Origin of the sequence: Aeromonas bivalvium (assembly GCF_046078285.1) — a bacterium.
GTDB classification, from domain to species: domain Bacteria; phylum Pseudomonadota; class Gammaproteobacteria; order Enterobacterales; family Aeromonadaceae; genus Aeromonas; species Aeromonas bivalvium.
This window is the reverse complement of record NZ_JBGXBV010000010.1, coordinates 41,837-59,851: the sequence shown is the minus strand read 5'-3', so window position 1 is coordinate 59,851 and position 18,015 is coordinate 41,837. Positions and strand designations below refer to the sequence as shown.

General features: G+C 65.1%; 15 protein-coding genes. 12 read left to right on the top strand and 3 right to left on the bottom strand.

Going from position 1 to position 18,015, the window contains the following annotated elements; all coding sequences use genetic code 11:
- Nucleotides 1-30: 30 nt before the first annotated feature.
- Together ACEUCR_RS17835 and bacA are read left to right on the top strand one after the other, a co-directional pair.
- On the top strand, nucleotides 31-1,026 hold the full coding sequence (locus ACEUCR_RS17835) for an aldo/keto reductase (RefSeq protein WP_408791686.1): 996 nt from the start codon (nucleotides 31-33) through the stop codon (nucleotides 1,024-1,026).
- A gap of 234 nt (nucleotides 1,027-1,260) precedes the next feature.
- Nucleotides 1,261-2,076, top strand: coding sequence for an undecaprenyl-diphosphate phosphatase (gene bacA / locus ACEUCR_RS17830; protein ID WP_041997970.1), 816 nt, complete (start codon nucleotides 1,261-1,263; stop codon nucleotides 2,074-2,076).
- A 79-nt stretch (nucleotides 2,077-2,155) separates the two neighbouring features.
- On the opposite strand, the gene ACEUCR_RS17825 is transcribed toward bacA, so the two are convergent.
- The 3 genes from ACEUCR_RS17825 to ACEUCR_RS17815 form a co-directional block, all read right to left on the bottom strand.
- Nucleotides 2,156-2,839 (bottom strand): ChrR family anti-sigma-E factor, encoded by a 684-nt coding sequence (locus ACEUCR_RS17825; protein WP_041997972.1) that lies wholly within the window; start codon nucleotides 2,837-2,839, stop codon nucleotides 2,156-2,158.
- Nucleotides 2,832-3,407, bottom strand: coding sequence for a sigma-70 family RNA polymerase sigma factor (locus tag ACEUCR_RS17820; protein ID WP_041997974.1), 576 nt, complete (start codon nucleotides 3,405-3,407; stop codon nucleotides 2,832-2,834). Before ACEUCR_RS17820 ends, ACEUCR_RS17825 begins: the two co-directional genes overlap by 8 nt.
- A gap of 126 nt (nucleotides 3,408-3,533) precedes the next feature.
- Nucleotides 3,534-4,100 (bottom strand): LON peptidase substrate-binding domain-containing protein, encoded by a 567-nt coding sequence (locus ACEUCR_RS17815; RefSeq protein WP_041997975.1) that lies wholly within the window; start codon nucleotides 4,098-4,100, stop codon nucleotides 3,534-3,536.
- A gap of 311 nt (nucleotides 4,101-4,411) precedes the next feature.
- Here ACEUCR_RS17815 and argS point away from each other — a divergent pair, with 311 nt between their 5' ends.
- From argS to nirB, 10 genes are all read left to right on the top strand, one after another.
- Entirely contained in the window at nucleotides 4,412-6,157 is a 1,746-nt protein-coding gene (argS, locus tag ACEUCR_RS17810; protein ID WP_111874244.1) for an arginine--tRNA ligase, read from the top strand.
- Nucleotides 6,158-6,160: 3 nt separating this feature from the next.
- The gene (locus tag ACEUCR_RS17805; protein ID WP_392445476.1) at nucleotides 6,161-6,964 is read left to right on the top strand and encodes an SPOR domain-containing protein; all 804 of its coding nucleotides are present in this window, start codon (nucleotides 6,161-6,163) and stop codon (nucleotides 6,962-6,964) included.
- Nucleotides 6,965-7,151: 187 nt separating this feature from the next.
- On the top strand, nucleotides 7,152-7,685 hold the full coding sequence (hslV, locus tag ACEUCR_RS17800) for an ATP-dependent protease subunit HslV (protein ID WP_111874246.1): 534 nt from the start codon (nucleotides 7,152-7,154) through the stop codon (nucleotides 7,683-7,685).
- A gap of 56 nt (nucleotides 7,686-7,741) precedes the next feature.
- Nucleotides 7,742-9,070 (top strand): HslU--HslV peptidase ATPase subunit, encoded by a 1,329-nt coding sequence (gene hslU, locus ACEUCR_RS17795; RefSeq protein ID WP_005328414.1) that lies wholly within the window; start codon nucleotides 7,742-7,744, stop codon nucleotides 9,068-9,070.
- Between the two features lie 418 nt (nucleotides 9,071-9,488).
- Entirely contained in the window at nucleotides 9,489-10,130 is a 642-nt protein-coding gene (locus ACEUCR_RS17790) for a TetR/AcrR family transcriptional regulator (RefSeq protein ID WP_408775623.1), read from the top strand.
- An 85-nt stretch (nucleotides 10,131-10,215) separates the two neighbouring features.
- Complete coding sequence (hlyD, locus tag ACEUCR_RS17785) at nucleotides 10,216-11,184, top strand: secretion protein HlyD (protein WP_111874248.1); 969 nt, start codon at nucleotides 10,216-10,218, stop codon at nucleotides 11,182-11,184.
- Nucleotides 11,181-12,935 (top strand): ATP-binding cassette domain-containing protein, encoded by a 1,755-nt coding sequence (locus ACEUCR_RS17780; protein WP_408791683.1) that lies wholly within the window; start codon nucleotides 11,181-11,183, stop codon nucleotides 12,933-12,935. The genes hlyD and ACEUCR_RS17780 overlap by 4 nt, the downstream gene beginning before the upstream one ends.
- The gene (locus ACEUCR_RS17775; RefSeq protein ID WP_408791681.1) at nucleotides 12,932-14,047 is read left to right on the top strand and encodes an ABC transporter permease; all 1,116 of its coding nucleotides are present in this window, start codon (nucleotides 12,932-12,934) and stop codon (nucleotides 14,045-14,047) included. Before ACEUCR_RS17780 ends, ACEUCR_RS17775 begins: the two co-directional genes overlap by 4 nt.
- Nucleotides 14,048-14,049: 2 nt before the next feature.
- A complete protein-coding gene (locus tag ACEUCR_RS17770; protein WP_408775633.1) occupies nucleotides 14,050-15,138 on the top strand; it encodes an ABC transporter permease in 1,089 nt (362 codons plus the stop codon).
- A 304-nt stretch (nucleotides 15,139-15,442) separates the two neighbouring features.
- Nucleotides 15,443-17,989 carry a nitrite reductase large subunit NirB gene (nirB, locus tag ACEUCR_RS17765; RefSeq protein WP_408791679.1) on the top strand — a complete coding sequence of 849 codons (2,547 nt, stop codon included), beginning with the start codon at nucleotides 15,443-15,445 and terminating at the stop codon, nucleotides 17,987-17,989.
- The last annotated feature ends 26 nt before the right edge of the window (nucleotides 17,990-18,015 follow it).

The following is an 18,015-nucleotide window of genomic DNA, read 5'->3' as shown; positions in this document are numbered from 1 at the left end:
CAGAGTGCCCCTCTTCAAGCAGGAGTCGTTATGGATGATAGCTACCTCGCCGCGCCGGATCGGTACCAGCGCCAGGCCTATCGCCCCGCGGGTCGCCACGGCCTGTGCCTGCCCGCCATCGGTCTGGGTCTGTGGCACAACTTCGGCGCCGGGAGCGATCCCGCCACGGCGAAAGCCATGGTGCATCAGGCCTTCGATCTCGGGATCACCCACTTCGATCTCGCCAACAACTACGGGCCGCCGCCGGGCACCGCCGAGCTGACCTTCGGCAAGCTGCTCAAGGGCAGCCTGGCCCCCTACAGAGACGAGCTCATCATCGCCAGCAAGGCGGGTTATGTGATGTGGGACGGCCCCTACGGCGACGGCGGCAGCGCCAAGTACCTCTTCGCAAGCCTGCACCAGAGCCTGCGCCGCCTCGGCCTCGACTACCTGGACATCTTCTACCACCACAGGCCGGATCCCCGTACCCCGCTGGAGGAGACCTGCCAGGCGCTGGCGCTCATGGTGCGCCAGGGCAAGACGCTCTATGTCGGCCTCTCCAACTACCCGGCCCCGCTCGCGGCCAAGGCTGCCGCCCGGCTGGCCGAGCTCGGCACCCCCTGCCTGGTCAACCAGCTCAAATATTCCCTGTTCCAGCGCGACATCGAGGCGCAGACGCTGCCGGTCTGCCGCGAACAGGGGATGGGGGTGGTCGCCTTCTCGCCCCTGGCGGGAGGCCTGCTGAGCGATCGCTACCTGGCGGGGATCCCGGCGGATTCGCGCGCCGCCAGTGCCAGCCCCTTCCTCAAGCCCGATCAGATCACCGAAGAGAGGCTCGTCACTGTCCGCGTCCTGCACGTGTTGGCGCAACAACGGGGCCAATCCCTGTCACAGCTGGCACTGCAGTGGGTACTGCGCGATCCCGTGGTGAGCTGTGCCCTGATCGGCGCCAGCCATCCCCGACAGATAGTGAGCGCCGTCGACGCCCTGAGGCAGCCGCCGCTGGACGAGGCGCTGCAACAGCAGATCCTGGCGCTGCTGGCGTGACGGGCGGCCCGGGCTTGGCGGCCATGTCAGAAGGTGACGGGGCCGTCATGGCTGCGGACAACATGCTGCCAGCCGCGCCCTGCATGGCCCGCCAACGCCCTGTCCCGGCCCGGACAGGGCGCTGAAATCCCCAATATTCACTGGTTGCCCGCGGGATTTTCCGCCATCATTGGCCGCCCCGATCCTGCTCGGGGCTGATTTTATCCGGCTCCCATCAATCAAGAGATCTGTACCATGACCGAATCCTACGCCCTGTTTGTCGCCTTCGTGCTGGGCATAGTGGAAGGCCTGACCGAATTCCTGCCCGTTTCCTCCACCGGCCACATGATCATCGTCGGCCATCTGCTGGGCTTCGAAGGGCCCAAGGCCGCCACCTTCGAGGTGGTGATCCAGCTGGGTTCCATTCTGGCGGTGGTGGTCATGTTCTGGCGCCGCCTGTTCGGCCTCATCGGCATCCACTTCGGCCAGAAACCAACCCAGGGCCAAGCCACCCTGACACTGATTCATGTCATGCTCGGCATGCTGCCCGCCGTGGTCGTCGGGCTGGCCATCCACAGCTGGATCAAGGCCCATCTGTTTGGCCCAGAGACTGTGATGTACGCCCTGGTGGCCGGCGGCATACTGCTGATCATCGCCGAAAAGTTCCGCCCGGCGGTACGTTCCGAAACCCTGGACGATATCAGCTACAAGCAGGCGTTCGGCATAGGCCTGTTCCAGTGTCTGGCCCTCTGGCCCGGCTTCTCCCGCTCCGGCGCCACCATCAGCGGCGGCATGCTGATGGGCATCAGCCGCCACGCTGCGGCCGAGTTCTCCTTCATCATGGCGGTGCCCATGATGATGGCGGCGAGCGGCCTCGACCTCTACAAGAGCCGCGACTTCCTCTCCATGGCCGACTTCCCCATGTTTGCGGTGGGCTTCGTCACCGCCTTCGTGGTCGCCATGGTCGCCATCAAGACCTTCCTGGCCCTGATCCGTCGCCTCGACTTCATCCCGTTCGCCATCTACCGCTTCGTGGTGGCCTTCGCCGTCTACCTGGTGTTCGTGGCCTGATCCCGAGGGATCGCCTCATGAAAAAAGGGACCTTTATGGTCCCTTTTTGTTGCCCGACTTTTCTGTCGCCTGGCACGGCTCAGTAGAGGTGCTGGCTGATGCCGTTGAGCAGCCGTGACAGCCCCTTGGTGAACTGCACCGGGGCATCCTGCACCGTGTAGCAGAGGCAGCCGTCTGGCGTATGCGGGCTGTGGGCGTGACGGGCATCGCGCCAGATGAAGTCCCCCGCCTGATAGCAGGTGTCACCATCTTGCATGTTGCCCGCCAGCAGCAGGGTCAGCTCATAGCCCTGGTGAGTGTGCTCTGGGATGCGACCACCGGCCTCGATGTGGAGCAGGCTGGCGCGAGCGCCCATCTCGTCCAGCGGCAGGCTGTGCTGGCGGATGGCGCCAATATGGCGCCATTTGGGGGCATGATGGCGGGCCAGCACCCGGGGCAGGCGGTATGAGTGACCCCCTACCTGCAAGACGGGCGGAGGGGGCGCTGTCCGGGCGAGATCGGCCACCGTCGCCACCGGCTGCTCCAGTATGTCCGCCAGCATGGCATCAAACCCGGCCTCGGTGGGCTCGTCCCTCGTCGCGGACTGCGTCGGTGCATCGTCCACCAGGTAGGCGTTCGCCAGCTCCTCTTCCCAGCCATGCAGGCGCAGGGCACATTCGGGGCAGAGCTCGCAATGGGCGGCCACCCCGACGGCCAGGGGCAAGGGCAGCTCGTCGGCGGCGAAGGCGCGCAACATGGGGTCGCTCGGATGGATCTTAATCATGGCCTTGCTCCACTTGCTCTTTCAGTTTCTGTAATGCCAGCCGCAGCCGGGACTTGATGGTGCCAAGGGGCACGCCGAGCCTGTCGGCCAGCTCCTGCTGGGAGAGCTCCTGCAGATAGATGCCGCGCACCACCTGCTGCTGGGGCTCGGGCAATTCGCCGACATGATGCGCCATCTGGCGGGTCAGCACCGCATCCTCACCGCCGCTCAAGCACTCCTCCTGGGCCCGGAATTCCAGCATGGGCCACAGATCTTCGGCGCAGAGCTCCTCCTTGCTGGCACGACGGCGGCGCAGCATGTCGAAGCACTGATTGCGCATCACTGTGTAGATCCAGGTGCTGGGGGCCCCCTTGTCCGGGTGATAGAGGCGCGCCTTCTGCCATACCAGCAGCATGGTCTCCTGCACCAGCTCCATGGCATTGGCCTCGCTGCCGAGATGGCGCAGACCGTAGTGACGGATCCGGGGGGCGAAATGGTGGAACAGGGCGGCGAAGGCCACCTTGTCGGCGGTCTCGGCGACCCGGATCAGCTGAGTCTTCAGATCCGGGGAGCCTGGGGCTGTGTCCATCTGGGGCGAGATCCTGCTGTGAACCGATTGTGATTGGCCAGTATATGCCATGGCGCCTAACCCTGAATGGGAACGTATCCAGCTATACGCTCGGAAACGGGACCCGGATCACCCTGCCTGGCAGGATCAGTGACTGGTCACCAGCAGGTTGCTGAGCAGACGCAGGGCGGGACGGTAATCCTCGCAGGCCATCAGCCACTGCTTCTGCTCTGCCGGAATGGGCAGCACCTCGATCCAGCGCTGGGCGACCCAGCAGGCATCGTCCCAGGCCGGCTCGTGATAGAGGGCGGCATATTCGGGGTAGTCGCTGAAGACCTCCCGCAGGGCCTGGGCCAGATTGCGCTGATCCTGCGGCAGGCGACCACCCTGCCAGGGCGGCAGCGGCTGCGCGTCACACACCCTCAAGCCATCTCCCTCCTGCCAGAGATCCCGGATCCGCAGCCGCTCCACCCCCTGCACCTTGATGCCGAGCAGGCCGTCGGGCAGGCGATCGAAGTCGATGATCCGCACCCGGGTGGCGATGGGGTACATGTTGCGCAGGGCATCGGGCTGGCGGGGATCCAGCATGCAGAGGGCGAACTCCCGCGTCTGGGCCTCGGCGATCATCCGCAGGTACCTGGGCTCGAAGATGCGCAGGGGCATGACGCCGCCGGGCAGCAGATGAGCAGAGAGGGGGAAGAGCGCCAGTTGCATGTCGGTATCCAGTTTCGTGTGCCTTCTTCTGATACGACTACAGAAACGGGCCAGATCATTCAGACCAAGTGGGAATAAAAACCCTGTTTCTATTAGGGGAAAATAGCCTGGACAAGCCGCTTCCATATGCAGTAGAAATGGTTAAGTCGCAGACGACAACGCAATATTCTGCAAACCTGCGCACCACACAGTGAAATATCCGCCGCCCCGGCAGTGGAGGGTCATTCCTATAGTTTTCTCGGCCCGATGCGGGTAAAATTCACGCCCTTATATATCAGTCATATTTCGACGCATAACCTCGGTGGTCAGTCATGAAAGAGCATATTCATCATCTACTTGAACAGACGGTAGCCAATCTCAAATCCGCTGGCATCCTGCCGGCGGAGCTGGAAGCCCGCGTGCTGGTAGATCGATGCAAGGACAAGGCTCACGGCGACCTGGCCACCAACCTCGCCATGCTGCTGGCCAAGCCGGCGGGCAAGAACCCCCGCGAGCTGGCCGCGGCCATCATAGAACACCTGCCCGCCTCGGACCTCGTCGCCAAGGTCGAGATCGCCGGCCCCGGTTTCATCAACTTCTTCTTCAACCAGCAGTGGCTGGCCGGTCAGGTCGATGCCATGGTGGCCAGCGCCAACGCCAACGTGAAGCTGCCGACGCCGCAAACCGTGGTGGTGGATTACTCCGCCCCCAACGTGGCCAAGGAGATGGCGGTGCACCACATCCGCAGCACAGTCCTCGGTGACGTGGCGGCCCGCGCCCTGGAGTTCCTCGGCCACAAGGTGATCCGCGCCAACCACATCGGCGACTGGGGCACCCAGTTCGGCATGCTGATTGCCTATCTGGAGAAGATGGAGAACGAGCACGCCAGCGACATGGAGCTCAAGGATCTGGAAGCCTTCTACACCCAGGCCAAGCGCCTGTATGACGAAGACGATGCCTTCGCCGAGCGCGCCCGCAACTATGTGGTCAAGCTGCAGGGCGGCGATGAGTACTGCCGCACCATGTGGAAGAAGCTGGTCGACATGACCATGGCCCAGAACCAGCGCAACTACGACCGCCTCAATGTCTCCCTGACCAACAAGGACATCATGGGCGAGTCCATGTACAACGACATGCTGCCCGCCATCGTCACCGACCTGAAGGCCCAGGGGCTGGCGGTCGAGAGCGAGGGCGCCACCGTGGTCTTCCTCGACGAGTTCAAGAACAAGGATGGCGAGCCCATGGGGGTCATCATCCAGAAGAGCGATGGCGGCTTCCTCTACACCACCACCGACATCGCCTGTGCCAAGTACCGCTACGAGACCCTGGGCGCCGAGCGGGTCATGTACTTCATCGACTCCCGTCAGCACCAGCACCTGATGCAGGCCTGGACCATCACCCGCAAGGCGGGCTATGTGCCGGAATCCGTGCCCCTCGAGCACCACGCCTTCGGCATGATGCTGGGCAAGGACGGCCGCCCCTACAAGACCCGCTCCGGCGGCACCGTCAAGCTGGTCGACCTGCTCAACGAAGCGGAAGAGCGCGCCAGCGCCCTGCTGGAGAGCCGCAACAGCGATCTGTCCGCCGACGAGAAGGCCGAGGTGGTCCACGCCATCGCCATGGGGGCGGTCAAGTATGCGGATCTCTCCAAGAACCGCACCACGGACTACATCTTCGACTGGGATTTGATGCTGTCGTTCGAAGGCAACACGGCCCCTTACCTGCAGTACGCCTACACCCGGATCCAGTCCATCTTCCGCAAGGCTGGCGTCGATGCCACCCAGCTCGGCGGCAGCGTCCAGCTCAACGAGGATGCCGAGCTGACCCTGGCCCAGAAGCTTATCCAGTTCTCCGACGCGGTCAACGGCGTGGCCGAGCGCGGCATGCCCCACCTGCTGTGTACCTACCTGTACGAGCTGTCCGGCAACTTCATGACCTTCTACGAAGCCTGCCCGATCAACAAGGACGGGGTCGACCCCCAAGACCGTCAGAGCCGCCTGCTGCTGTGCGCCGCCACCGCCAAGGTACTCAAGCTGGGCCTGGGCGTGCTGGGTATCCACACCCTGGAGCGCATGTAATTCATGGCGACACGGGATTATGTCGGGAGTGGCTCGCGGAGACGGGCCGGTGGTCGTAACGCCAAGAAGGCGCCGCCTCGCCGCCGTTTTCCGCTGATCCCCGTCCTGCTGGCGGGGGGCCTGGTCGCCGGTTTTGGCGCCTTCCTCTACCTCATCAATGGCAAGGGGGATGACGCCCCCACCATCGAAGAGCAGGTGCGCGCCAACAAGCCAAAAGCCAAGGGACATGAACTGCCCCAGGAGAAGTGGAGCTATATCGAGCGGCTTGAGAACAAGCAGGTCGACATCATAGAGCCGCCCCCCCAGCCCGGAGTACTGCCCCCGCCACCGGCGGCAACCTTGACCCTGCAGCCCGAGAAGCTGGCCAAGCCGGTTGCGACCAGCATACCCCAGCCGGGCACCCCCATTGGCCAGGTAGCGCCCAAGCCGACCGGCGCGCCGGTTGCCAGCGCCCAGGTGCAGGTGATCGATCGCAAGGCAGAACGGGAGCGGATGGAGCGGGAGCTGCGCGCCGAACTGGAGCGGGAGCGGGCCGCCAAGGCCCAGCCCGCCCCGACGGCGAGCGCAGACACGGGGCGCTACATGATGCAGTGCGCCGCCCTGCGCTCCCAGGATTCCGCGGAATCCCTCAAGGCGCGCATCGCCTTCGGCGCCGGTCTCTCCTCCAGCCTGCAGGTGGTGAACGGGGCCAATGGCACCGTCTACAAGGTGATGGTGGGCCCCTTCAACGGCAAGGCCGCCGTCGATGCGGCCAACCGCAAGCTGCAAGGCTCCGGCATCAGCGGCTGCATCTCCAGAAAGGGTTGATGAGCGCCGCGCATTCACAGGGCCGGGTGGCAACACCCGGCCCTGTTTCTTTTGGCGCCATCCTGTCCTCGCCCGATCCCTCCTCCGCGATCCGTGCATGGCACAGGCTTGAAAAGCCCGTTTGCCATCCCCATCTTTTCCTCCATGCACAGTCAGGCCGTCATTCGGCTAAAGCGAGGTAAGTAAAGTGACTACCATAGTTTCCGTCCGCCGCAACGGCCAGGTCGTGATCGGCGGTGATGGCCAGGTCTCCCTCGGCAACACCGTCATGAAGGGCAACGCCCGCAAGGTTCATCGCCTCTACAACGGCAAGGTGCTGGCAGGTTTCGCCGGCGGCACCGCCGACGCCTTCACCCTGCTCGAGCGCTTCGAAGCCAAGTTGCAGGCCCACCAGGGCAACCTGGAGCGCGCCGCCGTGGCGCTGGCCAAGGACTGGCGCACCGATCGCGCCCTGCGCCGCCTCGAGGCACTGCTGGCGGTGGCCGACGAACACAAGTCCTTCATCATCACCGGCAACGGTGACGTGGTGCAGCCGGAGCACGATCTGATCGCCATCGGCTCGGGCGGCAACTTCGCCCAGTCCGCCGCCATCGCCCTGCTGGAAAACACAGATCTGGATGCCAGGGCCATCGTCGAGAAGTCCCTCAAGATTGCGGGCGACATCTGCGTCTTCACCAACGGCAACCACACCATCGAAGTGCTGGACTACAGCGCCAAGTAAGCGCCCCCATTCTCCAGGGGCGGCCACGCCGCCGCCCCCGACACAGGAATCCCATCATGTCCGAGATGACCCCGAGAGAAATCGTCCACGAACTGGACCGCCACATCATTGGTCAGGCCGATGCCAAGCGCGCGGTGGCCGTCGCCCTGCGCAACCGCTGGCGCCGGATGCAGCTCTCTGAGGAGATGCGCCACGAAGTGACCCCGAAAAACATCCTGATGATAGGCCCGACCGGGGTCGGCAAGACCGAGATCGCCCGTCGTCTGGCCAAGCTCGCCAACGCTCCCTTCATCAAGGTGGAAGCGACCAAGTTCACCGAAGTGGGCTATGTGGGCAAGGAAGTGGACAGCATCATCCGCGATCTCACCGATGTCGCCATCAAGCTGGTGCGCGAGACCGAGATGGAGAAGATGAAATACCGCGCCGAGGAAGCCGCCGAGGAGCGCATCCTCGACGCCCTGCTGCCGAACCCGCGCAACAGCTGGGGCGAGGAGGAGAAGGCCGACAACTCCAACACCCGCCAGATCTTCCGCAAGAAACTGCGGGAAGGTCAGCTGGATGACAAGGAGATCGAGCTGGATCTGGCCGCCACCCCCATGGGCGTCGACATCATGACCCCGCCGGGCATGGAAGAGATGGCCAACCAGCTGCAGGGGCTGTTCCAGAACCTGGGCCAGCAGCAGAAGAAGAAGCGCAAGATCAAGGTCAAGGAGGCCATGAAGGCGCTGATCGAAGAGGAGGCGGCCCGCCTGGTCAACCCGGAAGAGCTGAAGCAGAAGGCCATTGCCGCGGTCGAGAACAACGGCATCGTCTTCCTCGACGAGATCGACAAGATCTGCAAGCGCGGCGAGAGCTCGGGCCCCGATGTCTCCCGCGAAGGGGTGCAGCGCGATCTGCTGCCCCTGGTCGAGGGTTGCACCGTCAACACCAAGCACGGCATGGTCAAGACAGACCACATCCTGTTCGTCGCCTCCGGCGCCTTCCAGGTGGCCCGTCCGTCCGACCTCATCCCCGAGCTGCAGGGTCGTTTGCCGATCCGGGTCGAGCTGACCGCCCTCACCACCCATGACTTCGAGCGGATCCTGACCGAGCCGAACGCCTCCCTGACCGATCAGTACCAGGCCCTGATGGCCACCGAAGGGGTCAAGATCGAGTTCACCCAGGACGGTATCCGCCGTCTGGCCGAGGCGGCCTGGCAGGTCAACGAGCGCACCGAGAACATAGGTGCCCGCCGTCTGCACACCGTGATGGAACGGCTGATGGAAGACATCTCCTACGACGCCTCCGAGAAGTCCGGCGAGACCTTCGTCATCGACACCGACTACGTCAACGCCCACCTGGGTGCCCTGATCGAGGACGAGGATCTGAGCCGTTATATCCTATAACAGCCTGGTCGAAGGTTGGGATTCCAAGCGGTTTCATCCTGCAACAGACCGATCGAGGACGAGGATCCGAGCGGTTTAATCCTGCAACAGACCGATCGAAGACGAGGAGCCGAGCGGTTTAATCCTGGAACAGACCGATCGAGGACGAGGATCCGAGCGGTTTAATCCTGCCACAGACCGATCGAGGACGAAGACCCAAGCGGTTTCATATCCTGTAAGCTCGCCCCTCCCGATGAAAACGCCTCCCTCCGTGGAGGCGTTTTTATTTCCCCAACCCCCTCACGCAGCAGTGCAGCTCTTGTTCATTCCCGCCGAACTCTGCTCAAAAAAAGATCTTCCTTATTCTTCGCCGATGATTTATACATACGTATAAATCAGGTCTAAATCTGCACGACTTCAGTCACAGGACAACAGCAAGATGCACCCGACCCGTCAAAAGCTGCTCGATACCGGCCTTGCCCTCGCCGCCGACAAGGGGCTGCGCGGCCTCACGGTACGCGAGCTGGCGACGGCGGCCGGGGTGAACCTCGGCTCCTTCGTCTACCACTTCGGCAACCGCGACGCCTTTATCGACGAGCTGGTGGAGCTCTGGTACAGCCCACTCTATGACGAACTCAAGGCGGTGGCGGCCAAGGGCTCCTACCCCTCGGCCATCGCCACCTTCGAGGCGACCGTGGAGGCACTGATCGGACTGGTGGCGCGCCAGCGCGGCTTCATCAACCACCTGTTTGGCGATGCCCTGGCTGGCGAGAGCGCCGCCCAGCGCTTTCTGCTGAGCCTGCCGCGCCGCCACCCCCTGCTGCTGCTCGAGCAGGTTCAGAAGGCGCAGGCGGAAGGCTCCCTGGTGCCCGGCCACCCCATCCAGCTGATGATCTTCATCATGGGCTCGGTGGGCCTGCCCCTGGTGATCGCCGGCAGCGGTCGCCAGCTCGACTGGCTACCCCCGGAAGCCGCCCCCTTTCTTTCCCAGATAGACAATCCCGAGGCCGCACGGCAACGACTGACATGGGCCCTGCGCGGCCTGCGCCCCACCGACATGCAGGAAGGAGAAGCGGTATGAAACAACGCATTGCCATTACAGCTCTGCTGCTGGCCGTTCTCCGTGGCGACCTCGGGTGGCAGAGCCACCCTCAAGGAACATCCCTATGAAGCAACGCATCGCAATCGTGGCTCTGCTGCTGACCCTGATCGGTGGCTATCTCTGGTGGCAGGGGCGCCCGGCCGATGGCTCCATCCTCTACGGCAACGTCGACATCCGCGATGTGAACCTGGCGTTCAGAGTCGGCGGCAGGGTCAGCGAGGTGCTGGTCGATGAGGGGGACAAAGTGACAGCAGGCCAGTTGCTGGCTCGCCTCGATCCGGCGCCGCTTATCCACAGCCGCGACAGCGCCCGGGCCAACCTGGCTGCGCTCAGTGCTGCCAACACCTTGATGCACAAGGGGTATCGCAGCGAAGAGACGGACCGTGCCCGGGCCGCACTGGCAGCCGCCGAGGCCGCCGCCCTGGAGGCCGACCAGCAGTGGCGTCGTCAGAGCGCCCTGGCGGCGACCGGCGCCATCTCCCGCGGCCAGCTCGACAGCGCCCGCTCCCAGCGGGATCAGACCCGGGCCCAGGTAAGTGCCGCCCGCGAGCAGCTGGCCCAGCTCGAGACCGGCTTTCGCCCCGAGGAGATAGCCCAGTCCGACGCCGAGCTGGAAGGGGCCAAAGCGGCACTGGCCAGCGCCGAACTGGCGCTGGCGGATGCGGCCCTGACAGCCCCGAGCGACGGCATCCTCCTCACCCGCGCCGTGGAGACGGGCAGCATGGTGCAGGCGGGTGCCACCGCCTTTAACCTGTCGCTCACCACCCCGGTCTGGGTGCGCGCCTATGTGGAAGAGCCCTGGCTCGGCCACTTCCCGAGCGGCGCCAAGGTGACCCTCACTACCGACTCGCGGCCGGACCAGCCCTATCAGGGGGTGGTGGGCTTCGTCTCCCCCAGCGCCGAGTTCACCCCCAAATCCGTGGAGACGCCGGATCTGCGCACTCACCTCGTCTACCGGCTGCGCATAGTCGTGCAGGATCCTGACTCTGCCCTGCGCCAGGGGATGCCGGTCACCGTCAGGCTGGCACCATGAGCGTCGCCATCCGGCTCGAGGGGCTCACCAAGCGCTTTGGCGAGCGGGTGGCCCTCAACGCCATCTCGGCCACCATTCCGAGCGGCGGCATCACGGGCCTGGTGGGTCCCGATGGCGCAGGCAAGAGCACATTGCTGCGCCTGCTGGCCGGCCTGCTGGTGCCGGAGGCGGGGCAGAGCCGGGTGCTCGGCCTCGATCCTGTGCAAGAAGGGGATGCCCTGCGCCAGCGCCTCGGTTACATGCCCCAGCAGTTCGGCCTGTATGAAGATCTCAGCGTGCTGGAGAATCTCACCCTCTATGCCGACCTGCGTGGCGTACTGGAGCCGGAACGCACGCCCACCTTTGCGCGGCTGCTCGCCTTCACCGATCTCGCCCGCTTCACCGCCCGCCCGGCGGGCAAGCTGTCTGGGGGAATGAAGCAAAAACTCGGGCTCGCCTGCGCCCTGCTCGGTCAGCCCGAGGTGTTGCTGCTGGACGAACCCGGGGTCGGGGTCGACCCCATCAGTCGCCGTGCCCTGTGGCAGATGGTGCGCGAGCTGGCTCAGGGGGGGATGACGGTGCTCTGGAGCACCGCCTATCTGGATGAGGCCGAGCTGTGCGATCACGTGCTGCTGATGGCAGACGGCACGGTGCGCACCAGCGGCACCCCGGCGACACTCATGGGCGCCATGGCGAGCCGCTGCTGGCTGCTGGAGGCGGGGCAACTGGATGGCAGGGAGCGACGCGCCCTGCTTCGCCGCGCCCTGGCCCACCCGGCGGTGATGGACGGCGCCGTGGCCGGGGAGCGAGTGCGCCTGCTGCTGCGCCCCGATGCCGTGCCGCCTCCCCTCGGCGAACTGGGGCTGGCCGAGGGGGCCTTTGTGCCGACGCCAGCACGGCTGGAGGATGCCTTTATCGATCTGCTCGGCGGCGGGCCGGGCGGGGAGTCGAGCCTGGCGAGCGGGATGCGCGAGGCCAGTCTGCCCGAGGGCGTCTCCCCCGAGGCGGTGATCGAGGCGCGCCGCCTCACCAAGCGCTTCGGTGACTTCACCGCCACCGACGATGTCAGCTTTGCGGTGCGTCGCGGCGAGATCTTCGGCCTGCTCGGCCCCAACGGGGCGGGCAAGTCCACCACCTTCAAGATGGAGTGCGGCCTGCTGCGCCCGAGCGGCGGTCAGGCCCTGGTGACCGGCATCGATCTCGCCCGCAGCCCGTCGGCGGCGCGCCAGCATCTGGGTTACATGGCCCAGAAGTTCTCCCTCTACAAGCAGCTCACCGTGGCCCAGAACCTGTCGTTCTTCGCCGGTATCTACGGCCTGTTCGGCCGTGCCCAGCAGACGCGCATCGACGCCATGGTGGAGACCTTTGCCCTCGGCCCCTGGCTCGATCAGAAGGCGGAATCCCTGCCGCTGGGCCTGCGCCAGCGTCTCTCGCTGGCCTGCGCCCTGCTGCACGAGCCGCCGCTGCTGTTTCTCGACGAGCCCACCTCAGGGGTCGATCCCGTGACCCGACGGGAGTTCTGGTCCCACATCAATGCCCTGGCCGACCACGGGGTGACAGTGCTGGTCACTACTCACTTCATGGACGAGGCGGAGTATTGCGACCGCATCGCCCTCATCTATCGCGGCAGGCTGCTGGCACTCGGCACCCCGGACGAGCTCAAGGGGCTGGCCGCCAAGGACACCACCACTGCCTTGCCAACCTCTTCATTACCCACCATGGAAGAGGCCTTCATCACGCTGGTCGAGCGGGCCAGCGAGGAGAAACCATGAGCATCAACCGCCGCCGTCTGCTGGCCCTGTGCCGCAAGGAGTCCCTGCAAATCGTGCGCGACCCGAGCAGTATACTGGTCGCCTTCATCATGCCCGTGGTGCTGCTGGTGGTGATGGGCTACGCCATCAACCTGGACGTGGACCACCTGCGCCTCGGGGTCTGGCGCGCCGACGGCGGGGCGCCGGCGATCCGCTTCGAGCAGGCCCTGCGCGGCTCGACCGCGCTGGAGGTGCACGGGGGCGCCAGCAAGGAAGCGCTGCTGGGGAGCCTGGAGCGCGGCGAGATCCGGGGCCTGCTGGTGATCGACGAGGGCTTCTCCCGCGCCCTGGCCGGCCAGGGGGGCAGCGCGCCGCGCATCGCCCTGCTCACCGACGGATCCGAGCCCAACACCGCGAACTTCGTCACCAACTATGTGCAGGGGATCTGGCAGGGCTGGCTCCTCGGCGAAGGCAAGCCCCAGAGCCAGCCGGTGGAGCTGCGCACCCGCGCCTGGTTCAACCCGGCCCTGGTGAGCCGCAACTTCCTGGTGCCGGGTTCCATTGCCGTGGTGATGACCATCATAGGCGCCCTGCTCACCTCCCTGGTGGTGGCCCGGGAGTGGGAGCGCGGCACCATGGAGGCCCTGCTCGCCACCCCGGTGACCAAGGCCGAGCTGCTGCTCTCCAAGCTGCTGCCCTACTACGGACTCGGCATCGCCGCCATGCTCATCTGCCTGCTCTTCTCGGTGGCCGTGATGGGGGTGCCCTGGCGCGGCTCGCTGATCTCCCTGTTCGTGCTCACCAGCCTGTTTCTCGGCAGCGCCCTCGGGCTCGGGCTCTTCCTCTCCACCGTGATGCGCAGCCAGTTCAACGCCGCCCAGGCGGCCCTGACCGCGGCCTTCCTGCCGGCCATGATGCTCTCTGGCTTCGTGTTCGAAATCGCCAGCATGCCGCCTTTGCTGCGGGCCATCACCCACCTCATTCCTGCCCGCTACTTCGCCAGCTCCTTGCAGACCCTCTATCAGGCGGGCAACGTGCTCTCCATCCTGCTGGTCAACGGACTCTGCCTGCTGCTGCTGGCCGCGTTCTGGCTCATCCTCACCGCCCGCAAGACGCGGCGCACTCTGGAGTAACCATGCTGACTCGACTCTGGTGGCTGGTGCGAAAAGAGCTCTCCATCCTGCTGGGCAACACCCAGGGGCGCTTCCTGCTCATCATGCCGGTGCTGCTGCAAACCGCCCTCTTCCCGTTCGCCGCCACCCTGGAGGTGACCGGCAACACCCTGGCCGTCTACAACCAGGACGGGGGTGCGCAGAGCCGGGAGCTCATCGAGCGCCTCACCCATATGCCCGCTTTCACGACCGTGCTGCCGGTGGCGGGCGAGGCCGGGGTGACGGCGGCCATCACAGAACAGCAGGCCCTGCTGGCGCTGGTCATCCCCGCCGATTTCTCCCGCCGGCTGGCCCGGGGAGATAGCGCGCCGCTACAGCTCATCGTCGACGGGCGCCGCTCCAACGGCGGCCAGGTGGCGGCAGGCTACATCAGCCAGGTGATCGCCCGCTGGCAGAGCGAGGGGCGCGGCGCCCCCGAGCTGCTGGTGCGCCACCTCTACAACCCCAACATCGAGTTTCGCTGGCACGTGCTCCCCTCCCTGGTGGCCATCATCACCACCATAGGCTGCCTCATCGTCACCGCGCTCTCGGTGGCGCGGGAGCGGGAAGAGGGCACCTTCGACCAGCTGCTGGTCTCTCCCCTCACCCCGGGCTGGATCATGGCGGGCAAGGCGGTCCCCGGCATCCTGGTGGCGGTGGGCCAGGGTTGCATCGTCGCGCTGGCGGCCCGCTTCGTCTATGCGGTGCCCTTCTCCGGCAGCCTGACCCTGCTGCTGGCGGGCATGGTCTGCTACGGCCTGGCACTGGCCGGCATAGGGCTCTTCATCTCGTCCCTCTGCTCGACCCAGCAGCAGGCGTTCCTCGGGGTCTTCTCCTTCATGGTGCCGGCGGTGATCCTCTCGGGTTACGTCTCGCCAGTGGAGAACATGCCGCAAGTGTTCCAGTGGCTCGCCGCCATGGATCCCCTCAGCCACTTCATCGTGCTGCTCAAGGGGGTGTTTCTGAAAGGGCTCGGCTGGTCGGCCGCCTGGCCCCTGCTCTGGCCCCTGCTCGCCATCGGCGGCACCAGCCTCTCCTTGGCGCTCGCCCTGTTTCGCCGCCATATCGCCTGACATCGCCAGGCAGTCCGCACAGGGGCGCCCCGCGGAAGGGCGCCCTCGTGAATGAGATAAGTTTTCGTCTTTTCCGCCAGCCGGATAAGACCCCGCTTCCCTTCCCTGTCCCCCTCCCGGGTCACCCCGGCCTGGCACCTGAATACGCCTTGCATATACCCATTTATGTATATGGTTGAATTCCCTTGAGTTACCCCTGAAGGGATATATAAATGGACACTTGATTTGCATCAATCGCCCGCCCCTGCCGACTGGGTAGCCTAGCCTCAGAATGATGTTTTATTACTCCAAACTAGAGGCAATCATGAGCAAAGTCAGACTGGTCGTTGTGGGCAACGGCATGGTGGGGCACCGCTTCATCGAAGAGCTGATCGAGCGGGCCGACCCGGGCCGCTACGAGATCACCGTCTTCGGTGCAGAACCCCGTCCCGCCTACGATCGCGTCCATCTCTCCTCCTACTTCTCCCATCACACCAGTGAAGATCTCTCCCTCGTCAAACCCGGCTTCTACGACAAGCACGGCATCCGCCTGCTGCTCGGCGAAGCGGTGAAAAAAATCGACAGGGCCAACCGCGAAGTGCACTCCAACAAGGGCACTGTGGTCGGTTACGACAAGCTGGTGCTGGCCACCGGCTCCTATCCCTGGGTGCCGCCCATTGCGGGCAGTCAGCACCACGAATGCTTCGTCTACCGCACCATCGAGGATCTGAAAGCCATCCGCAACGCGGCCAAGAGCGGCAAGAGCGGCGTGGTGATCGGGGGCGGCCTGCTTGGCCTGGAAGCCGCCGGCGCCCTCAAGGCGCTGGGCCTCGAGACCCATGTGGTGGAGTTTGCTCCTGTGCTGATGGCCGAGCAGCTCGACGGTCAGGGCGGCCAGCTGCTGCGCCGCAAGATTGAATCCATGGGCGTGCAGGTGCACACCAGCAAGAGCACCAGCGAGATCCTGATGCATGGCGGTGAGCAGGCGAAACACCGCCTCGCCTTTGCCGACGGCAGCCAGCTGGAAGTGGACGTGGTGGTCTTCTCCACCGGCATACGCCCGCAGGACACCCTGGGCCGTTATTGCGAACTGGCCATAGCCCCGCGTGGCGGCGTAGCTGTCGACGATCACTGCCTCACCTCCGACCCCGACATCTATGCCATCGGCGAGTGCGCCGCCTGGCAGGGCCGCTTCTTCGGCCTGGTGGCGCCGGGCTACAAGATGGCCCAGATCACCGTCGACCATCTGCTCGGCGGCGACAGCTGCTTCGAAGGGGCGGACATGAGCGCCAAGCTCAAGCTGCTCGGCGTCTCCGTCGGCTCCATCGGCGATGCCCACGGCCGCACCCCGGGCAGCCACAGCTATGTGTTCCAGGACGACCAGGCCGGCGTCTACAAGAAGATCGTGGTGAGCGAAGACAGCAGCCGCCTGCTCGGCGCCGTGCTGGTGGGTGACGTGGATGACTACGGCAACCTGCTGCAGATGATGCTGGGCGCCCTGCCGCTGCCGAACCACCCGGACACCCTGATCCTGCCTGCCTACGCCGGTGCCAAGCCGACCCTGGGGGTGGATGCCCTGCCGGAAAGCGCCCAGATCTGCTCCTGCTTCGACGTCTCCAAGGGCGACATCGCACAGGCCGTCGCCGAGGGTCACACCACACTCGCCGCCATCAAGCAGCACACCAAGGCCGGTACCGGCTGCGGCGGTTGCGTGCCGCTCATCAGCCAGGTGCTCAACGCCGAACTGGTGAAGCAGGGCATCGAGGTCAACAACCACCTCTGCGCCCACTTCCCCCACTCCCGTCAGGAGCTGTTCCATCTGGTCAAGGTGGAAGGGATCAAGAGCTTCGACGAGCTGCTGGCCAGGCACGGTCAGGGCTATGGCTGCGAGGTGTGCAAACCGACCGTCGGCTCCATCCTCGCCTCCTGCTGGAACGACTATGTGCTGAGCCCGCTCAATACCCAGCTGCAGGACACCAACGACATCTTCCTCGGCAACATGCAAAAGGACGGTAGCTACTCCGTCATCCCGCGCATGGCCGGCGGCGAGGTGACCCCGGAAGGGCTGCTGGCAGTGGCCGAAGTGGCCCGCGACTACAAGCTCTACACCAAGATCACCGGCGCCCAGCGCATCGGCCTGTTCGGGGCCCAGAAGGATGATCTGCCGGCCATCTGGCGCAAACTGCTGGCGGCCGGATTCGAGACCGGTCAGGCCTACGCCAAGGCGCTGCGCATGGCCAAGACCTGCGTCGGCAGCACCTGGTGCCGCTTCGGCGTGCAGGACAGCGTCGGCCTCGGGGTCTTCCTCGAGAACCGCTACAAGGGCATTCGCACCCCCCACAAGATGAAGTTCGGCGTCTCCGGCTGTACCCGTGAGTGTGCGGAAGCCCAGGGCAAGGATGTCGGCATCATCGCCACCGACGCGGGCTGGAACCTCTACGTGGGCGGCAACGGCGGCATGAAACCGCGCCACGCCGACCTGCTGGCGTCTGACCTCGACCGCGAGACCCTGATCAAGCTGATCGACCGTTTCATGATGTTCTACGTCACCAGCGCCGACAAACTGCAGCGCACCTCGGTCTGGCTTGGCAATCTGGAAGGGGGCGTCGACTACCTGCGCGAAGTGATAGTCCACGACAAGCTGGGGCTGGCCGAGACGCTGGAGCGCGATATCCAACGCCTTATCGACAGCTACGAGTGCGAATGGTCGCGCACCCTCAACGAAGAGGAAGCGCTCAAGCGCTTCAGCCACTTCATCAACAGCGACAAGCGCGACCCGGACGTTCAGTTCGTCGCCGAGCGCGACCAGCACAGGCCCGCTACTCCGGCCGAACGCATCCCCGTCTATCAGATCGAAGTGGAGGCAAAGTGATGAAATTAGCCTGTCAACTCAACGAC